This is a genomic window from Bosea sp. 29B, assembly GCF_902506165.1.
Classification (GTDB): domain Bacteria; phylum Pseudomonadota; class Alphaproteobacteria; order Rhizobiales; family Beijerinckiaceae; genus Allobosea.
The window spans coordinates 5,007,863-5,023,681 of sequence record NZ_LR733817.1; the positions used below are offsets into that span (position 1 = coordinate 5,007,863).

14 protein-coding genes are annotated in these 15,819 nt (G+C 65.9%); 4 read left to right on the top strand and 10 right to left on the bottom strand.

Going from position 1 to position 15,819, the window contains the following annotated elements; all coding sequences use genetic code 11:
• Positions 1-13: 13 nt before the first annotated feature.
• The 7 genes from GV161_RS24335 to GV161_RS24365 all read right to left on the bottom strand — a co-directional run bounded on the left by GV161_RS24335 (position 14) and on the right by GV161_RS24365 (position 6,720).
• Positions 14-715: an ABC transporter ATP-binding protein gene (locus GV161_RS24335; RefSeq protein ID WP_152014495.1), complete on the bottom strand. Its 702-nt coding sequence runs from the start codon at positions 713-715 to the stop codon at positions 14-16.
• The gene (locus tag GV161_RS24340) at positions 709-1,488 is read right to left on the bottom strand and encodes an ABC transporter ATP-binding protein (protein WP_244624058.1); all 780 of its coding nucleotides are present in this window, start codon (positions 1,486-1,488) and stop codon (positions 709-711) included. The genes GV161_RS24335 and GV161_RS24340 overlap by 7 nt, the downstream gene beginning before the upstream one ends.
• The gene (locus tag GV161_RS24345; RefSeq protein WP_244624059.1) at positions 1,481-2,452 is read right to left on the bottom strand and encodes a branched-chain amino acid ABC transporter permease; all 972 of its coding nucleotides are present in this window, start codon (positions 2,450-2,452) and stop codon (positions 1,481-1,483) included. Before GV161_RS24345 ends, GV161_RS24340 begins: the two co-directional genes overlap by 8 nt.
• A gap of 3 nt (positions 2,453-2,455) precedes the next feature.
• Entirely contained in the window at positions 2,456-3,370 is a 915-nt protein-coding gene (locus GV161_RS24350; protein ID WP_152014496.1) for a branched-chain amino acid ABC transporter permease, read from the bottom strand.
• Positions 3,371-3,432: 62 nt separating this feature from the next.
• Entirely contained in the window at positions 3,433-4,620 is a 1,188-nt protein-coding gene (locus GV161_RS24355) for an ABC transporter substrate-binding protein (protein WP_152014497.1), read from the bottom strand.
• A 51-nt stretch (positions 4,621-4,671) separates the two neighbouring features.
• Positions 4,672-5,583 carry a fumarylacetoacetate hydrolase family protein gene (locus GV161_RS24360; RefSeq protein ID WP_152014498.1) on the bottom strand — a complete coding sequence of 304 codons (912 nt, stop codon included), beginning with the start codon at positions 5,581-5,583 and terminating at the stop codon, positions 4,672-4,674.
• A gap of 12 nt (positions 5,584-5,595) precedes the next feature.
• The gene (locus tag GV161_RS24365; protein ID WP_152014499.1) at positions 5,596-6,720 is read right to left on the bottom strand and encodes a cupin domain-containing protein; all 1,125 of its coding nucleotides are present in this window, start codon (positions 6,718-6,720) and stop codon (positions 5,596-5,598) included.
• A gap of 126 nt (positions 6,721-6,846) precedes the next feature.
• Between GV161_RS24365 and GV161_RS24370 the strand changes: the two genes are divergently transcribed.
• Positions 6,847-7,590, top strand: coding sequence for an FCD domain-containing protein (locus GV161_RS24370; RefSeq protein ID WP_244624060.1), 744 nt, complete (start codon positions 6,847-6,849; stop codon positions 7,588-7,590).
• Between the two features lie 20 nt (positions 7,591-7,610).
• On the opposite strand, the gene GV161_RS24375 is transcribed toward GV161_RS24370, so the two are convergent.
• On the bottom strand, positions 7,611-8,768 hold the full coding sequence (locus GV161_RS24375; protein WP_152014501.1) for an ABC transporter substrate-binding protein: 1,158 nt from the start codon (positions 8,766-8,768) through the stop codon (positions 7,611-7,613).
• Between the two features lie 417 nt (positions 8,769-9,185).
• Here GV161_RS24375 and GV161_RS24380 point away from each other — a divergent pair, with 417 nt between their 5' ends.
• Entirely contained in the window at positions 9,186-11,336 is a 2,151-nt protein-coding gene (locus GV161_RS24380) for an indolepyruvate ferredoxin oxidoreductase subunit alpha (RefSeq protein WP_152014502.1), read from the top strand.
• 8 nt (positions 11,337-11,344) lie between these two features.
• A complete protein-coding gene (locus tag GV161_RS24385) occupies positions 11,345-12,892 on the top strand; it encodes an indolepyruvate oxidoreductase subunit beta family protein (RefSeq protein ID WP_152014503.1) in 1,548 nt (515 codons plus the stop codon).
• 39 nt (positions 12,893-12,931) lie between these two features.
• Here the strand turns inward: GV161_RS24385 and GV161_RS24390 are convergent, their stop codons facing one another.
• A complete protein-coding gene (locus tag GV161_RS24390) occupies positions 12,932-13,516 on the bottom strand; it encodes a MarR family transcriptional regulator (RefSeq protein WP_152014504.1) in 585 nt (194 codons plus the stop codon).
• A gap of 103 nt (positions 13,517-13,619) precedes the next feature.
• On the opposite strand from GV161_RS24390, the gene GV161_RS24395 reads away from it, so the two are divergent.
• Positions 13,620-14,108, top strand: a complete 489-nt coding sequence (locus tag GV161_RS24395) for a thioesterase family protein (RefSeq protein ID WP_152014505.1) — start codon at positions 13,620-13,622, stop codon at positions 14,106-14,108.
• 27 nt (positions 14,109-14,135) lie between these two features.
• Here the strand turns inward: GV161_RS24395 and GV161_RS24400 are convergent, their stop codons facing one another.
• Positions 14,136-15,752: an ATP-dependent acyl-CoA ligase gene (locus tag GV161_RS24400; RefSeq protein WP_152014506.1), complete on the bottom strand. Its 1,617-nt coding sequence runs from the start codon at positions 15,750-15,752 to the stop codon at positions 14,136-14,138.
• Positions 15,753-15,819 lie beyond the last annotated feature (67 nt).

Genomic DNA, 15,819 nt, shown 5'->3' on the forward strand with positions numbered 1-15,819 from the left:
CCTTCCGCCTCCGTCAGATGCCGAGATAGCGCTTGGCGAGGTCGGCCTCGCGATCGAGCGCGCCGGGCGTGCCTGACCAGACGACGCGGCCCTTCTCGACGATGTGGTGGCGGTCGACCAGCGCGGCCATCTCGCCCAGGTTCTTGTCGATGACGACGATGGTCTGCCCCGCCTGCTTGAGCTGGTGCAGGCAGCGCCAGATTTCGGCGCGGATCAGCGGCGCCAGTCCCTCCGTCGCCTCGTCGAGGATGAGCAGGCGTGGATTCGTCATCAGCGCCCGCCCGACCGCCAGCATCTGCTGCTCGCCGCCCGAGAGCGTCCGCGCCGATTGCCGCCGCCGCTCGCCGAGCCGCGGGAAGAGCGCCACGACCCGCTTGAGCGTCCACGCACCGCTGCTTTGCGCGTCGGCGCGCGCGGTGGCGACGAGGTTCTCCTCGACCGTCAGCGATGGGAAGATCCGCCGTCCCTCCGGCACGAGCCCAAGTCCCAACCGCGCGATCGCGTGCGGCGCGAGACCGGCGAGCGGGCGGCCTCCGAAGCTGACACTACCGCCGGTCGGACGGGTCATGCCCATGATGGCGCGCACCGTCGTCGTCTTGCCCATGCCATTGCGGCCGATCAGCGAGACAACCTCGCCGGCCCGCGCGACCATCGACAGGCCGAACAGGACCCGGCTCTGTCCATAGCCGGCTTCCAATGCCTCGATCGTCAGCATGGCCGATCCTCCCCGAGATAGGCGGCGCGGACTTCCGGATGCCCGCGAACCTCCTCGACCGTGCCCGTGAACACGACCCGCCCATAGACCAGGACACTGATGCGGTCGGCCAGCGCGAAGACAGCATCCATGTCGTGCTCGACGAGCAGGATGGCGTAGCGGCGTTTCAGGCTCTGGAGCAGCCTGGTGAGGCTCGCCGATTCCTCCGCTCCCATTCCCGCCATCGGCTCGTCGAGCAACAGCAGCTTGGGTTGGCGGGCCAGCGCCACCGCGATCTCGAGCTGCCGGCGCTCGCCATGCGCCAGCTCCGCGACCGTGCGGTCGCCCTGCGCTGCAAGGCCGACCTGATCGAGCCAGTCCCACGCAAGCTCGAGATGGGCGGCATTCCGGCGCGGATTGGACAGCATGTCGAAGGAGCCGCCATGCCGCGCCTCGATCGAAAGCAGCACGTTCTCGACCGCGGTGAAGTCGGGGCAGAGTTGCGTGATCTGGAAGGTGCGGCCGAGGCCGAGCCGCGCGCGCGCCGGCGCCGGCAATCCGGTGACGTCGCGGCCGTCGAACAGGATGCGCCCGGCATTCGGCCTGATCTCGCCGCAGATCTGGGTGATCAGCGTCGATTTGCCGGCGCCGTTGGGCCCGATCAGCGCGTGCAACTCACCGGGGCCGACCTCCAGCGAGACATCGTCGGTCGCGACCAGCGCTCCGAAACTCTTGCGAAGCTTTTCGATCGCAAGGACGGGCGTCGCGGCGATCCGGGGAAGTGCATCAGTCACGACGGCCTCCGAACAGGCGGCCGGCGATGCCACGCCGGCCGAACAGTGCAACCAGCGTCAGGACCGGTCCCATCACGATCATCCAGTGCTCGGTCCAGGTCGAGAGGAGTTGCTCGAGCGCGATAAACACCGCCGTGCCGGCGATGGGGCCGAGCAGGGTGCCGAGCCCGCCCAGCACGACGATCGCCATGAACTCGCCGGATTTGCTCCAGGCGGCCATGTCCGGGGTGACGAAACGCGCGTAGTTCGCCCACAGCACGCCGGCGAGCCCGGTTCCGACCGCTGAGATCACGAAGGCCGCAAGCCGGAACGGGAAGGGGCGGATGCCGAGATTGATGGCGCGCCGCTCGCTCTGGCGCAGCGCCTGGAGGACGAGGCCGAAGCGTGAGTTGACGATCGAGGCGCAGATTGCCGTCCAGGCCACGAGCAGCGCCAGGCAGAGATAGTAGAAGGTCTGCGGCCGGGCGAGATCGATCAGTGGCAGTTGGTTGCGCCGCTCCAGCATCAGCCCGTCGTCGCCGCCATAAATCTGCAGCGAGACCAGGACGAAGAAAACCATCTGCGCGAAGGCGAGCGTGATCATGATGAACTGGACGCCGCTCGTTCGCAGGGCCAGCGCGCCGACCACCAGGGCGATGAGCGCGCAGACGAGGAGCGCGAGCGGCCAGACGATCAGCGCCGCGTTCGTGCCCGACCAGCCGAACAGCGGATCGCCGCCGAAGGTGTGGTGGGCGACGATCCCGACCGTGTAGCCGCCGAGGCCGAAGAACATGGCGTGGCCGAAGCTGACCATGGCCCCGTAGCCGATGATCAGGTCGAGGCTGACCGCGGCGATCGCATAGATCAGGATGCGGTTCGCAAGGCCGAGCAGCGCCGGGCTGCCGCTCGCATCGGCGGCGGGCGGAACGGCCAGGAAGAGTGCGAGGCCGAGCAGGATCGCCATCGTGCGCAAGGTTAGGCGCATAAGTCAGCTCCGCGCGGGCAGGAGGCCGAGGGGCCTCACGAGCAGAACGATCGCCATCAGGACGTAGATGCTCGCCGAAACGAGGCCCGCGCTGAGCGTATCGGCGACCGAGGGCGGCAGCAGCATCTGCAGGCCTTGGGGCAGGTACGCGCGGCCGAGGCCGTCGACCATGCCGACCAGCAGAGCCCCGACGAGCGCCCCGCGGATCGAGCCGACGCCGCCGATGACGATGACGACGAAGGTGGTGATCAGCACCCTCTCGCCCATGCCGATCTCGACCGCGAGCAGCGGCGCCGCCATGACGCCGGCCAGTCCGCAGAGCAATCCGCCGAGACCGAAGACCAGCGTGTAGAGCCGGCGGATATCGACGCCGAGCGCAGACACCATCTCGCGGTCGTCGGCGCCCGCCCGGACCAGCATGCCGAGCCGTGTGTGGTTGACGAGGAGCCAGAGCCCGATGGCGACGAGGCCGCCGACGCCGATGAAGGCCAGGCGCATCAGCGGATAGTCGAGTCCGGGAAGGACGGCCACCGAACCCTGCAGGAAAGGCGGGATGTCCATCAGGGGCGGGCGGCGGCCAAAGATCAGGCTCACCGCCTCGTTGGTGAACAGGATCAGCCCGAGCGTCGCCAGCACCTGGTAGAGATGATCGCGGCGATAGAGCCATTGCACGACAGCAAGCTCTAGCACGACGGCATAGAGCCCGGCGCCGGCGAGGGCGGCGGCGACGCCGACGAGAAAGGACCCGCTTTTCAGCACCGCAAAGGCAGCGCAATAGGCGCCGACCATGTAGAGGGAGCCGTGGGTCAGGTTGATGACGCCCATGATACCGAAGATCAGCGTCAGCCCGGACGCTAGCATGAACAGCATGGCGCCGTATTGCAGGCCATTCAGGACCTGCTCGATCAAGAGGATCATCCCCGGACCGCCCTTTTTATGGATTGAGAGCGCCACCGTTCGACCGCCGGCGGCGCGCGACGTCAGTCGATCTTGCAGCGCGCGGCGTAGGCGTCGCCGTAGTCCTCGGCGACTTTCCTGATGATCGTCTGCACGATCTCGCCGGAGGCGTTCTTCGCGAACTTCGTCAGGTAGTAGTCCTGGATCGGGTGCTGGTTCGGCCCGAGTGAGAACTTGCCCCGTACCGCCGTGAACTGCGCCTTCCGCAGGGCGTCGCGGAATTCCGCCTGCTTGCCGATGTCGCCATTGACCGCCTTGAGCGCGCTGCCGATGAGGTTGGCCGTATCGTAGGCCTGCTGGGCATACATCGTCGGCGTGCGCGAATAGGCCTTGCGGAAGGCTTCGACGAAGGCCTTCGACGCAGGATTGTCGAGTTCCGTGGTCCAGACCGCGGAAGCATAGATGCCGTCGGCGGCCTCGCCGGTGGCGCCGATCATGCGCGCATCCATGGAGAAGCTCGGGATCAGCATCGGCACGGACTTCGACAGGCCGGAATTGGCATATTGCTTGGCGAAGTTAATGCCGGCGCCGCCGGGATGGAACTGGTAGATCGCGTGGGGCTGCAGCGAACGCACGCGCGCAAGTTCGACCGAGAAGTCGGTCTGGTCGAGCTTTGTATAGATTTCGCCGATGATCTCGCCCTTGAAGGTGCGCTTGAACCCTTCAAGCGCGTCACGCCCGGCCTGATAGGCCGGCGCGAGCAGGACGACACGCTGGTAGCCCAGCCGATTGGCGGACAGGCCCGCCGCCTCGTGGAAGGCATCGTTCTGGTAAGACGCGACGAAATAGTTGCGGTTGCACTTCTCGCCGGCGAAGACCGACGGCCCGGGGTTGAGGCTGACATAGAATCCGCCCGCTTCGAGGACGCCAGGCACGACCGCCGCCAGCACGTTCGAGAAATTGACTCCGGTGAAGAGCTTGATGCCGGACTGTACCATGCGGTCGGCCGCCTGCTTGGCATTGGCCGGCTTCAGGCTGTCATCCTCGATCTCGAGCTTGACCGGCACGCCGCCGAGCGTGCCGTCCTTCAAGGCAAGCTGGAAGCCGTCGCGGATGTCCTCGCCGATGTAGCCTGCCGGGGTCGAGAGCGTGGTGATGAAGCCGATCGTGGTCGGCGTCGCCGGGCCGCTCTGGGCGCTGGCCGGCGTGGCCAGGGTCGCGGCGAGGAAGGCCGCGGCGATGGCCGGGTGCGATAGGGATATCCTTGTCATCTAGTGCGTCCCCTCTTGTTTCGTTGGAATAAAATCAGCCGTCTCGACTCGTCACACCGCCACGACCGGATGGCGGATCGTGCCGATGCCGTCGACGCCGGCTTCCACGATGTCGCCGGGCCAGAGCCATTCCTGCGGTGTCCTGCCGGCCCCGACGCCGTCCGGCGTGCCGGAGGCGATGATGTCGCCGGCTTCCAGCGTCATCGCGGCGCTGATGTCGGCGATCAGCGTCGGGATTTTGAAGAGCATGTGCCGCGTGTTCGACTTCTGCTTGATCTGTCCGTTCACCGTCAGCCACAGGTCGAGCGCATGCGGATCGCCGATCTCGTCGGCGGTGACGATGCAGGGCCCGAAGGGCGCGTAGGTGTCCTGTCCCTTCGAATAGATCCACTGTCCGGCGCGGCGGTTGTCGCGCGCGCTGACGTCGATCAGCACGCTGTAGCCGAAGACATGGGCGAGGGCGTCGGCCTCGGAGACGCGCCGGGCGGTCCGGCCCATGACGACCGCGAGCTCGACCTCCCAGTCGAGCTGCTGGGTGATCGCCCGGTTGTGCTCGATCGCGTCGCCCGGCCCGATGACGCTGGTCGGCGGCTTCGAGAAGATCACCGGCTGCTTGGGCAGTTCCTTGGATGTGTCGAGCGTGCGGGCCGATTCCGCGACATGCTCGACATAGTTCAGGCCGATGCCGAAGATGTTCTTGCGTGGGCGCGGGATCGGCGCCAGCAGCCGGACATTGCCGAGCGGCAATGCCGCGCCCACCGGCCAGCGCCCGCGTTGATCGTCGAGCGCCTGGCGCAGGGCCGCCAAGGCGGCCGGCCCGAGCTCGATGAATGCGAGCATGGTGGAAGGGAAGCCCAGTCCAGCCTTGGCACCGAGCTGCTCGACATCGACGACGAGATCGTCCTCGATCACGCCGAGGCGGGCCGCAGCGTCGACGACGCTGCGATAGGTCACGAAACGCATGATTGAAGGTCCTCAGGCCGCCAGGGGCTGCTGTCCGCCGTTTTCGCCGAAGGCCTCCTCGCGGTAGAGGCCAAGCGCGTTCATCACCGGCATGTCGTTGAAGCAGAACAGGACGACGTCATCCCGATCGGAGGCGTTGGCGTGCTCGTGCCAGGCCCAGGCCGGCACGCAGAAGATGTCGCGCTCCTGCCAGTCGAAGCGCTTGCCGTTGATGATCGAGTAGCCTTTGCCCTTCGCCGCCTGGTAGATGAAGCTGCCGGTATGGCGATGGGCCTTGGTGCGCTCGCCGGGGCGCAACAGCTGCATCGATGCGCCGATGGTCTGCATCACCGGCCCGCCGGTCACCGGATTGACGTAGTTCATCAGGATGCCGTCGAAGGCGGAGCCATCCGTGACCTTGGCGTAACGCTGCAGTGCCTCGTAGGTCGGTGCCCATTCGTATTTCAGCAGCGGCGAATAGGGCTTGTCCCATTGCGTGCCGTAAGGGCGCAGGCCCGGGTTGCCCCAGGTCCCCGTGGCGTCGTCGACGGGGTAGCCGACGGCCTGCTGCAGATCCTCATGGACGGCGTAGAAATTGGCTTCCAGCGTGTTGACGAGCGGGATGTCGAGGCCGTCCTGCCAGAGACAGGGCGAGCCGTCCGCCGAGACGCCATGCTCGTGCCAGGTTCCGTTCGGCGTCAGCACGAAGTCGTTGGCGCCCAGCGTCATCTTGTGGCCGTCGACGATGGTGTAGGCGCCGGAGCCTTCCATGATGAAGCGCAACGCCGAGGCTGAATGCGCGTGAGCCGAGGCGACTTCGCCCGGATTCATCACCTGAAGGCCGGAATAGAGCCAGCCCACGGCCGCCGAGACGTCGCGACGGCCCGGATTGTTGAGATAGATCACCCGCCGCCCGGCCTTTTCCGGCGTGACCAGCTCGATCGAGCGCAGCACGTGCTCGCGCAGGTCGCGATAGCGCCACAGCACCGGCTCGGACTTCGATTTCGGCTGCCAGGGCTCGATCTTGTTGGCGACGGTCCAGAGCGCGCCGGCCTCGAGGCGTTCGAGCTGATCGTAATAGGCCAGCAGCTCAGGTGTGTCTTCGACGTTCGCGCGACCGGCGACGTCCTCGCGGTGGTTCTCTCGGGAATTGGACATGCGAGCCTCCCTTCGGATCAGGATGGGGTTTATATGGCATGTCATATTTTCGAAAGAAAGATATTTTTGCGTTAGACTCCACGCTGGTGTAGAGCCTGAAGGGAGAGACGAATGAGGAGACACCGGGTGCGTGTGGGGCGAAGCGGAGCACAGCCGGCGAATGACGAGATCCTGGATTCTCAGGGCGGGGCCGCGACCTTGGCAGAGGCCGCCTATCGGCGCCTGCGCCAGGACATCGTCGCCGGCGTCTTCGCGCCGAGCCAACCCTTGCGGCTGGAGCTGCTCAAGCAGCGCTACGGCCTGAGCTTCTCACCTCTGCGCGAGGCCCTGAACCGGCTCCAGACGGAGCGTCTGGTCGCGACCGCCCCGCTGCGCGGCTTTTCGGTCGCGCCGGTTTCGATCGAGGAGATGTGGGACGCGACCGAGACGCGCATCCTGATCGAGTGCGAGGCGCTGCGTCGTTCGATCGCCCATGGCGATGACGATTGGGAGGCCGGCATCGTTGCCGCCTTCCATGCGCTCGATCTGCAGGTTCGCCGCAAGGCGGCCGCAGGCGGAATTGGCGATGACGAACTGATCGCGCTCGAGACGCGGCACCAGGATTTCCACCGCGCCCTGATCGCCCGCTGCCGGTCGCGTCGCCTGATCGACATTGCCGACCAGCTCTATGTCGAAACGCAACGCTACCGCCTGCCGACGCTGGCAGGCCAGAATCCCGCCGCCAGCCGCGACGTGGCGCTCGAACACCGTCAGATCATGGAAGCGACGCTGGAGCGCCGTGGCGACGAGGCCGCGGCGCTCCTTGCCGCGCATTATCGCAAGACCTCGACCATCGTCGAAAGCTATATGGAGCGCGCGCCGGCCAAGTAAGCCGGCGCGCCATTCCAGGGTCAGGGCAGCAGCTTCCAGCCGCCCTGTTCGCTCTTCACCAGAACGCGAGAGCGCTCGTCGACGCCGAAGCTGCTTTGCGGCGTGAAGTTATAGACGGCGTGGGTGCCGACGACCTCCTTGCTCGACATCAGCGCCTGGCGCAGCGCCTCCTTGAAGGCGGGCGTGCCGGGCTTGGCGCCGCTCTCCAACGCTCGCCTGGCGGCATCAACGAACACGACCCAGCCGTCGAAGGCATAGGCGGAGAAGCCGTCCGTCGGCTTGCTGCCGTTCGCCTTCTCGTAAGCGGCTCGATAGGCCAGCGCGACCGCCTTGATCGGATTGTCGTCCGGCAACTGCTCGGCGACGGCGACCGGGCCGGTCGGGCAGATCAGGCCATCTGCAGCCTTGCCGGCGACGCGCAGGAAATCCGTGCTGATCATACCGTTATTGCCATAGATCGGACCCTTGTAGCCGCGTTCGCTGAGCGCCAGCACGGGTAGGGCGCCCGGCGTGGCGGTGCCGCCGACCATGATCGCGTCGGGGCGGGCTGCTATCGTCTTCAGCACCTGCGGCATCACCGAGGTGTCGGTGCGGGCATAGCGCTCGTTGTTGACGACCTTGATGCCGGCCTCCTGCGCCGCCGCGGTCAGCGAATTATACATCAGGTCACCAAGCGCGTCGCTGAAGCCGATGAAGCCGGCGGTCTTGACGTTGCGCTTCTTCATATCCGCGACGACGCCTTGCGCTAGCAGCATCTGTGGGTGCGGGATCTGCACGACCCAAGGGCCGCCATCGCCCTTCGCCGGCTCTGCGATCGGTGAGATCGCGACCATCGGCACCTTGAGTTCGGTGGCGACCGTCGCCATCGCGACTGTCTGGGGAGCGCCTGAGGTGCCGATCAGGAAATCGACCTTCTCCTGCTCGACGAGCTTGCGGGTATTGCGGACCGCGGCCGTCGGGTCGGAGGCGTCGTCGAGCTGGATGATGCGGATCGTCTCGCCGCCGACCTCGCTCTTATAGGCTGCGCCCGCCGCAATGCCCTTGGCGTTGGGGATGCCGATCGACGAAATCGGCCCGCTCAGGCCGGTGACGAAGCCGACCACGATTTCCGCGCGTGCGGACGTCGCAGCGAGTACGAGCGAGATAGCCGTCGCGGCGGCGCAGATCCGGTGACGCATCGAGATTTCCCCTCTTGTTGATGATGATCGTTTGGAGCGTCGCCATTCGCGGCACGCCATCTGCATCTGCGTGGCATGGCCTCGTCCAATCGCAGGATATTTGCGACCCTGCAGTTTGCGTGATGGCCGTGCGCGGTGGGACAATCCGTGCCTGAACAATCACTGTCAAGTTTTTCGATGAAATGGAATTCTTACGAAAATATGTGAAAGAGGATATCGTGAGGAATTTCAATGCCTTGCCTTAGAGGTGGACACAGCAAAGGCAGGGCCTCGCCCGGCGGCAGGCTTGACGTGAATTAGTTAAGGCATAAAGTAATTGGCGAGAGAGCCTGAAGACCGCGCGGTTCGGCTCGTGCGCCCCGAGGGGAGGGGGCGTGCATCGAGCGGTTCCGCCGTCGGTTTGGCGTGGAGGGATCGATGGCGGAACGCTCATTTGCGCGCGAGGTCGAGGATCTGCGCCTCGGCGAGGGCGAGATCTTTCGTGGCGAGGGCATCCTCGCCATCACCAAGGCGCTTCTGCAATCCGGTGTGTCCTATGTCGGCGGTTATCAGGGCTCGCCCATCTCCCATCTGATGGACGTGCTGGCCGACGCTAAGGACGTGCTCGACGAGCTCGGTGTCCATTTCGAATCCTCGGCCTCGGAAGCGGCCGCTGCTGCTTCGCTCTCGGCTTCGGTGATGTACCCGCTGCGCGGCGCCGTGACCTGGAAGTCGACGGCCGGCACCAATGTCGCCAGCGACGCCTTGACCAACCTGGCCTCGGGCGGCGTGACCGGCGGTGCGCTCATCATCCTCGGGGAGGATTACGGCGAGGGCTCCTCGATCCCGCAGGAGCGCAGCCACGCCTTCGCGATGAAATCGCAGCTCTGGCTGCTCGATCCCCGTCCTAACCTCGAATCCATCGTCAAATCGGTCGAGGACGGTTTCGAGCTCTCCGAAGCCACCAACACGCCGGTCATGCTGCAGGTCCGCATCCGCGCCTGCCATGTCCACGGCCAGTTCATCGCCAAGGACAACCGCAAGCCCGCCTTCACCATCCGCGAGGCGCTGGAGAATCCGCAGCGCGATCTCAACCGCATCGTGCTGCCGCCGGCCTCGATGCTGCAGGATCGGCAGAAGCTGGAACAGCGTTGGCCGGCGGCGGTCGATTTCATCAAGCGCCGCAGGCTCAACGAGTTCTTCGGCCCCGATGCCGGCGAAATCGGCATTGTCATGCAGGGCGGAATGTACAATTCCGTGATGCGCGGGCTGCAATATCTCGGCTTGGCCGACGCCTATGGCGACAGCAAGATCCCGCTCTACGTCCTCAATGTCACCTATCCGCTGGCGGATGACGAGGTCGCCGATTTCTGCCGCGACAAGCGCGCCGTGCTGATCGTGGAGGAAGGGCACCCGGAATATATCGAACAGGCGATCGGCACGGTGCTGCGCCGCCGCGGCATCGCGGCCAAGCTCGCAGGCAAGGATGTGCTGCCGCTCGGAGGCGACTATACCGCGGCCGTACTGAGCAAGGGCATCGGCGCCTTTCTCGACCAGAACGCCCCGCATCTGCTCGGCAACCGCCCGCCGCTGCCGAGCGCGGATGCGATCGTTGCGGCCGCCCCCGTCCAGCAACTGGTCGAGATCGTGCCGCCGCGCCCGGCTGGCTTCTGCATCGGCTGTCCCGAGCGGCCGATCTTCGCGGCGATGAAGCTCGTCGAGAAGGAACTGGGTCCGCACCAGATCTCGGCCGATATCGGCTGCCATCTCTTCTCGATCCTGCCGCCTTTCAATCTCGGCGGCACGACGATGGGTTATGGCCTGGGGCCCGCTTCGGCCTCAGCCTTCAATGTCGAGGCCGGGAAAAAGCCGATCTCGATCATGGGCGATGGCGGCTTCTGGCATAACGGCCTGTCGTCGGGCGTCGGCAACGCTGTCTTCAACAAGCAGAACCAGGTCATCATGGTTGTCGACAATTACTATTCGTCGGCGACCGGCGGGCAGGACATCATGTCCTCGCGTGCCGACAATGACCGCCGCTCCACCAAGAACCCGATTGCCAGGGCGGTGCGCGGGATCGGCGCCAAATGGGTGCGCGAGATCGACCGCACCTATGACGTGGCCAAGATGCGCGACACTCTGAAGGCGGCGCTGACGTCGAAGGAGGAGGGGCCGAAGATCATCATCGCCTCATCCGAATGCATGTTGAACAAGCAGCGCCGTGTGAAGCCGTTGTTCAACAAGGCGGTCAAGGAAGGCAAGCGCTCGGTCAAGCAGCGCTTCGGCGTGGACGAGGATATCTGCACCGGCGACCATGCCTGCATGCGTCTCTCCGGCTGTCCTTCGCTCTCCGTCAAGCATCTCGACGACCCGCTGCGCGACGACCCCGTCGCCGCGATCGACAACAATTGCGTCGGCTGCGGCAATTGCGGAGAGGTGGCGGAGGCCGCCGTGCTGTGCCCGTCCTTCTATCGCGCCGACGTCATCTACAACCCGACGCGGCTCGATCGCTGGATGGCGCGTCTGCGCGGCGCCGTGATCGGCTATCTCCAGCGCCGCCGCGACGCGCGCCGGGTGGTGTTCTCGTGAATGCCGTGATGCCCGTAAGCCCTGCCGGTTTGCCAGCCTTCGACCGCCCCCTGTCGATCGCCGTGCTCGCCATGGGCGGCCAGGGCGGCGGTGTCCTGACCGACTGGATCGTTGCCGCAGCCGAACACGCCGGCTGGATCGCGCAATCGACCTCCGTGCCCGGCGTGGCCCAGCGGACCGGTGCGACAATCTACTATGTCGAAATGCTGCCGCCGCGCGACGGACGCCATCCCGTGCTCTCGCTGATGCCGACGCCAGGCGATGTCGATGTCGTGGCTGCCGCTGAATTCATGGAAGCCGGCCGCGCCATGCTGCGGGGCCTCGTCACGCCGGACCGGACGACGCTGATCGCCTCGACCCATCGCAGCCTGGCAGTGAGCGAGAAAGAAAAGCCTGGCGACGGCATCGCATCCTCCGAGCCGGTATTCGAAGCGTCTGATTTCGCCGCGCGCCATGCGATTCAGTTCGACATGCAGGCGCTGGCGGAGCGGAACGGCAGCGTGATCTCGGCCGTGATGTTCGGCGCACTGGCCGGGTCCGGCGTGCTGCCGTTCCCGCGCGAGACCTTCGAAGCCGCCATCCGCGAGGGCGGCAAGGGCGTCGAGCCCAGCCTGCGCGCCTTCGGCGCCGGCTTCGAGCGGGCCTCGCGTCCAGCCGAGACCGCTCCTGTGCCCGACACGGAAGCCCCGCCGCCTGTCCCGACGAGTGTCGGCGTGCCGCAGCTCGATGGCTTGCTGATGCGTATTCACGGCGAGTTTCCGGAGACCGTGCGGCCGATGCTGTTCGCCGGCGTCAAGCGCCTGACGGACTATCAGGACGTCGCCTATGCCGGCGAATATCTCGATCGGATGCGGGATTTGCTGGCGCTCGACCGCCGTCATGGTGGGGAGGTTGCAGGCTATGCCTTCACCGATGCCGCTGCAAAATATCTCGCCGTCGCCATGGCCTATGACGATGTCATCCGCGTCGCCGACCTCAAGACGCGGGCGTCGCGTTTCGAGCGCATCGACAAGGAGATCGGCAAGCGAGACGACCAATTGCTCTACATGACCGAGTTCATGCATCCGCGCATGGAGGAGGTCATCGGCACCATGCCGAAAGGGCTTGGCCTTTGGCTCGAAGGCAAGCCGGGCCTCGTCCGCCTGCTGGACCGCGCGGTCAATCGCGGCCGCCGCGTCAAGACGGGTCATGTCAGCTGGTTCCTCTCGCTCAATCTCGTCGCGGCGCTGCGCCTCGCGCGCCGGAGGCTGCTGCGCCATGCGCGCGAGACGGCTCATATCGAGGGGTGGCTAACCCTGGCGACGCGGATCGTCGCGCAGGATTATCCGCTCGCCGTGGAGGTCCTGGGCTGCCGGCGGCTGATAAAGGGCTATTCCGACACCCACGCGCGCGGCGAGTCGAAGTTCGACCGTGTCCTGTCGGCAGCGCCCGGCCTTGTCGGCAAGCCCGACAGCGCCGGCTGGCTGCGCCGCCTGCGCACCGCGGCATTGGCCGACGAGCAGGGCGAGGCATTGGCGGGCGCGCTCATGACGCTGGAGCACGCCTTCGAGGCGTGAGTATCATAGAGCACGAGCGGCGACCTCGTGGGCAGTGTCCTAACGCTGCGGGTCGCTCCTGTTGGCGATCAATGCGCGCTTGAGCAACGCAAGCTTCTTGCCGATCTCCTCGATTTCCTCTTCGGGGAATCCAGCCATCGCATCCGCCAGCCAGGCGTTGTGCTTTTTGGCCATGCGGCGGAATTTCTGCCGGCCTTCGATCGTCAGGCAGATGATCTGGATGCGCCGATCCAGATTGGAGGGGCTGCGGGTGACGAAGCCGTCGGCGATCAGGCGCTCGATGATCGGCGTGACATTGGCCTGCGAAACCATCAGCCGCTTTGATAGTTCACCTTGCACCAGACCGCCGGGCTCGCGGTCGAGCTGCGCCAGGATGTCGAAGCGCGGCAAAGTGAAGTCGAAGTTCTCCCTGAATTGCCGACGCAATTCGGCTTCGATCAGGGTCGAGCAAGCGAGCAGCCGCAGCCAGAGGCGCACTTCGCCCCGGTGATCCTGATCGCCGCCGGACCGCTCGCCGAGGCGGAGATCGTCCAGATCCTTTTGGATGCTCAATGCATGATCCTTTTGAGCTTTGGCCGATCGGTCGGCCTCATATCCGTCTTCGCTGATATCGCGCAAAAACATGCGCAGTGGAACCAATCTTTTTGCCGGAAGCGTGTTTGATGCTCGACAGTCCCGATGGTGCTGTCTATGAATTAATTAGTGCCTTAACTAAATGCGAGGGCTCATGTCGCGGTTCGTTCCCCTGCGGTCGAACGATCTCTCGCCAGCTGTCTGGCGTCATACTCTTGCGATCCATTTCGGCCATTGCGACCCGGCCGGCATCGTCTATACGCCGCAATATTTCCATCTGTTCAATACCATCCTCGAAGAGTGGTACGGGCAGGCGCTCGGCATCTCCTATTACGATTTGATCGGCACGCGTCGCACCGGCCTTGGCTATGCCCACGCCTCGGCCGATTTCGCGATGCCGGCCCGCATGGGCGAGACGCTGGAGGTCGCCGTCGTCATCGAGGCGCTCGGCCGCAGTTCCGTGACACTGACGCTGCACGCCTTCAAGGATGGGGTCGAATGCGCGCGGGGGAATTTCGTCACGGTCGTCACGTCGCTGGTCGATCACAAGGCCATGCCGGTCCCCGACGATCTGCGCGCGGCCTTCGAAGCCTACCGCCAACGCTGCGGCGCTGCAGAGCAGCCGATGCGCTCGGCGGGTTGAGGAGGCTGGACGGTCTCCGACCCCCTCTCAGCGCTTCACCCGATAGCCTGACTTCTCGCGGTCCCAGGTCTGCGGGCGCACGCCGCCTTCGCGCAATGCCGGCTTGCTGATCTTGCCGTTCTCGGTCAGCGGCATAGCCTCGACGAAGGTCAGGAAGCGGGGCAGCGCGAAATAGGCAAGCCTGTCCTCGCAATGGCGCAGGACCTCCTCGGGCGTCAGCGAGGCGCCCGGTTCGAACTGGATCGCCGCCGCGACCTCGTCCTCGCCGAGCTCGGAGGGAAGGGGATAGACGGCGCAGGCGCCGATCGCGGGATGTGCGAGCAGGATCTGCTCGACCTCCCAGGACGAGACGTTCTCGCCGCGCCGGCGGATCGTGTCCTTGATGCGGTCGATGAAGCGGTAATGGCCGCCGGGCTCGCGCAGGACGCGGTCGCCGGAATGGAACCAGAGATTGCGCCAGGCCTCGACCGTCTTCTCGGCCATGTTGTAATAGCCCGCGGCGAAGGAATAGGCCTCGGTCGGGCGCAGCAGCAGCTCGCCCGAGACGCCGTCGGGGACGGGAGAATCGTTCTCGTCGACGATGCGGGCTTCGATGCCGGCGGCGAGATAGCCGAGGCTGCCCGGATGGTCGGAGGGGATCGGGCTGGCGAAGGCGAAATTGGTCTCGGTCGAGCCGTAGCCGTCGAGCAGCGGCACGTTGAAGCGCTTCAGGAAGGCATCGTGGAAGCGGGCCGGCACGCCGCCGCCCAGTGCGACCCGCAGCTTGTGGTCGCTGTCCTCAGGCCGCTCCGGCTGCGCCAGCAGGATCGCCGCCATCGCGCCCAGCAGGTAGCCGACATTCGCCTCGTGGCGCCGGATCGAATCCCAGAAGCGCGAGGCCGAGAATTTCGGCTCGAGCACATAGGTGCAGCCGTTGATGATCGCCTGGTAGAAGGCGTTGAGCGCGTTGGTATGGAACAGCGGCAGCGTCGTCAGCAGCGTCTCACCTTCGCGGATATCGAGCGCGCGGGCCGAATAGACGCCCCACCAGAACATCTGCGCCTGTGGGCAGCAGACGCCCTTGGCCGGGCCCGTCGTGCCGGAGGTGTAGAGGATGGCGACGGTGTCGCCGGGCTTCACCGCTCCTGGCGCGATGCCTTCGCCCAGTGCCGGCAGGCCCGTCCAGTGGGCGGGCGCGTCCGACGGTGCTTCGTCGCCGACGATCCAGACCTTTTCGGGCAGCAGCTTTGCGTCGATCGTGCCGAGTGCCGGGATGGAGGTGTCCTCGACGACGAGAAGGGCAGGGCCGGCATTGCGCAGCACATGTTCGAGCTGGCCGCCGCGCAACGCCAGGTTGATCGGCACGGCGATAATGCCGAGCCAGGCGCAGCCGAGATAGATTTGCAGGAATTCCGGCCGGTTCGAGCACAGGATCGCGACGCGGTCGCCATGGCGCAGGCCGGCATCGGCGAGCATCCGGGCCGAGGCTGCGGCAATCCTGGCGGTATCGGCGAAGCTCCATACCGTGTCGCCGAAGACGAGGAGGCGGCGGTCGCCATAGCGTTCTGCCTGACGCAGGAGGATCGTCGGCAACACCCGCTCCGCCGGCTGGAAACGCCTCACCGCATCGACTGCTGCCAGACGGCTGCGATCGAGACTGTCCATGCGGTTCTCCCATCTCTCGCGAAAGCGATGCGCCCGATGTGGCGCGGGTGTCGTTCCGCAAATTTAG

What these genes read in the sequence shown, in the direction of transcription:
- GV161_RS24380 (WP_152014502.1), top strand. Translation starts at nt 9,186, where the DNA reads ATGGCGGAACGCTCATTTGCGCGCGAGGTCGAGGATCTGCGCCTCGGC.
- GV161_RS24400 (WP_152014506.1), bottom strand. Translation starts at nt 15,752, where the DNA reads ATGGACAGTCTCGATCGCAGCCGTCTGGCAGCAGTCGATGCGGTGAGG.
- GV161_RS24355 (WP_152014497.1), bottom strand. Translation starts at nt 4,620, where the DNA reads ATGACAAGGATATCCCTATCGCACCCGGCCATCGCCGCGGCCTTCCTC.
- GV161_RS24395 (WP_152014505.1), top strand. Translation starts at nt 13,620, where the DNA reads ATGTCGCGGTTCGTTCCCCTGCGGTCGAACGATCTCTCGCCAGCTGTC.
- GV161_RS24350 (WP_152014496.1), bottom strand. Translation starts at nt 3,370, where the DNA reads ATGATCCTCTTGATCGAGCAGGTCCTGAATGGCCTGCAATACGGCGCC.
- GV161_RS24375 (WP_152014501.1), bottom strand. Translation starts at nt 8,768, where the DNA reads ATGCGTCACCGGATCTGCGCCGCCGCGACGGCTATCTCGCTCGTACTC.
- GV161_RS24360 (WP_152014498.1), bottom strand. Translation starts at nt 5,583, where the DNA reads ATGCGTTTCGTGACCTATCGCAGCGTCGTCGACGCTGCGGCCCGCCTC.
- GV161_RS24390 (WP_152014504.1), bottom strand. Translation starts at nt 13,516, where the DNA reads ATGTTTTTGCGCGATATCAGCGAAGACGGATATGAGGCCGACCGATCG.
- GV161_RS24365 (WP_152014499.1), bottom strand. Translation starts at nt 6,720, where the DNA reads ATGTCCAATTCCCGAGAGAACCACCGCGAGGACGTCGCCGGTCGCGCG.
- GV161_RS24385 (WP_152014503.1), top strand. Translation starts at nt 11,345, where the DNA reads ATGCCCGTAAGCCCTGCCGGTTTGCCAGCCTTCGACCGCCCCCTGTCG.
- GV161_RS24335 (WP_152014495.1), bottom strand. Translation starts at nt 715, where the DNA reads ATGCTGACGATCGAGGCATTGGAAGCCGGCTATGGACAGAGCCGGGTC.
- GV161_RS24345 (WP_244624059.1), bottom strand. Translation starts at nt 2,452, where the DNA reads ATGCGCCTAACCTTGCGCACGATGGCGATCCTGCTCGGCCTCGCACTC.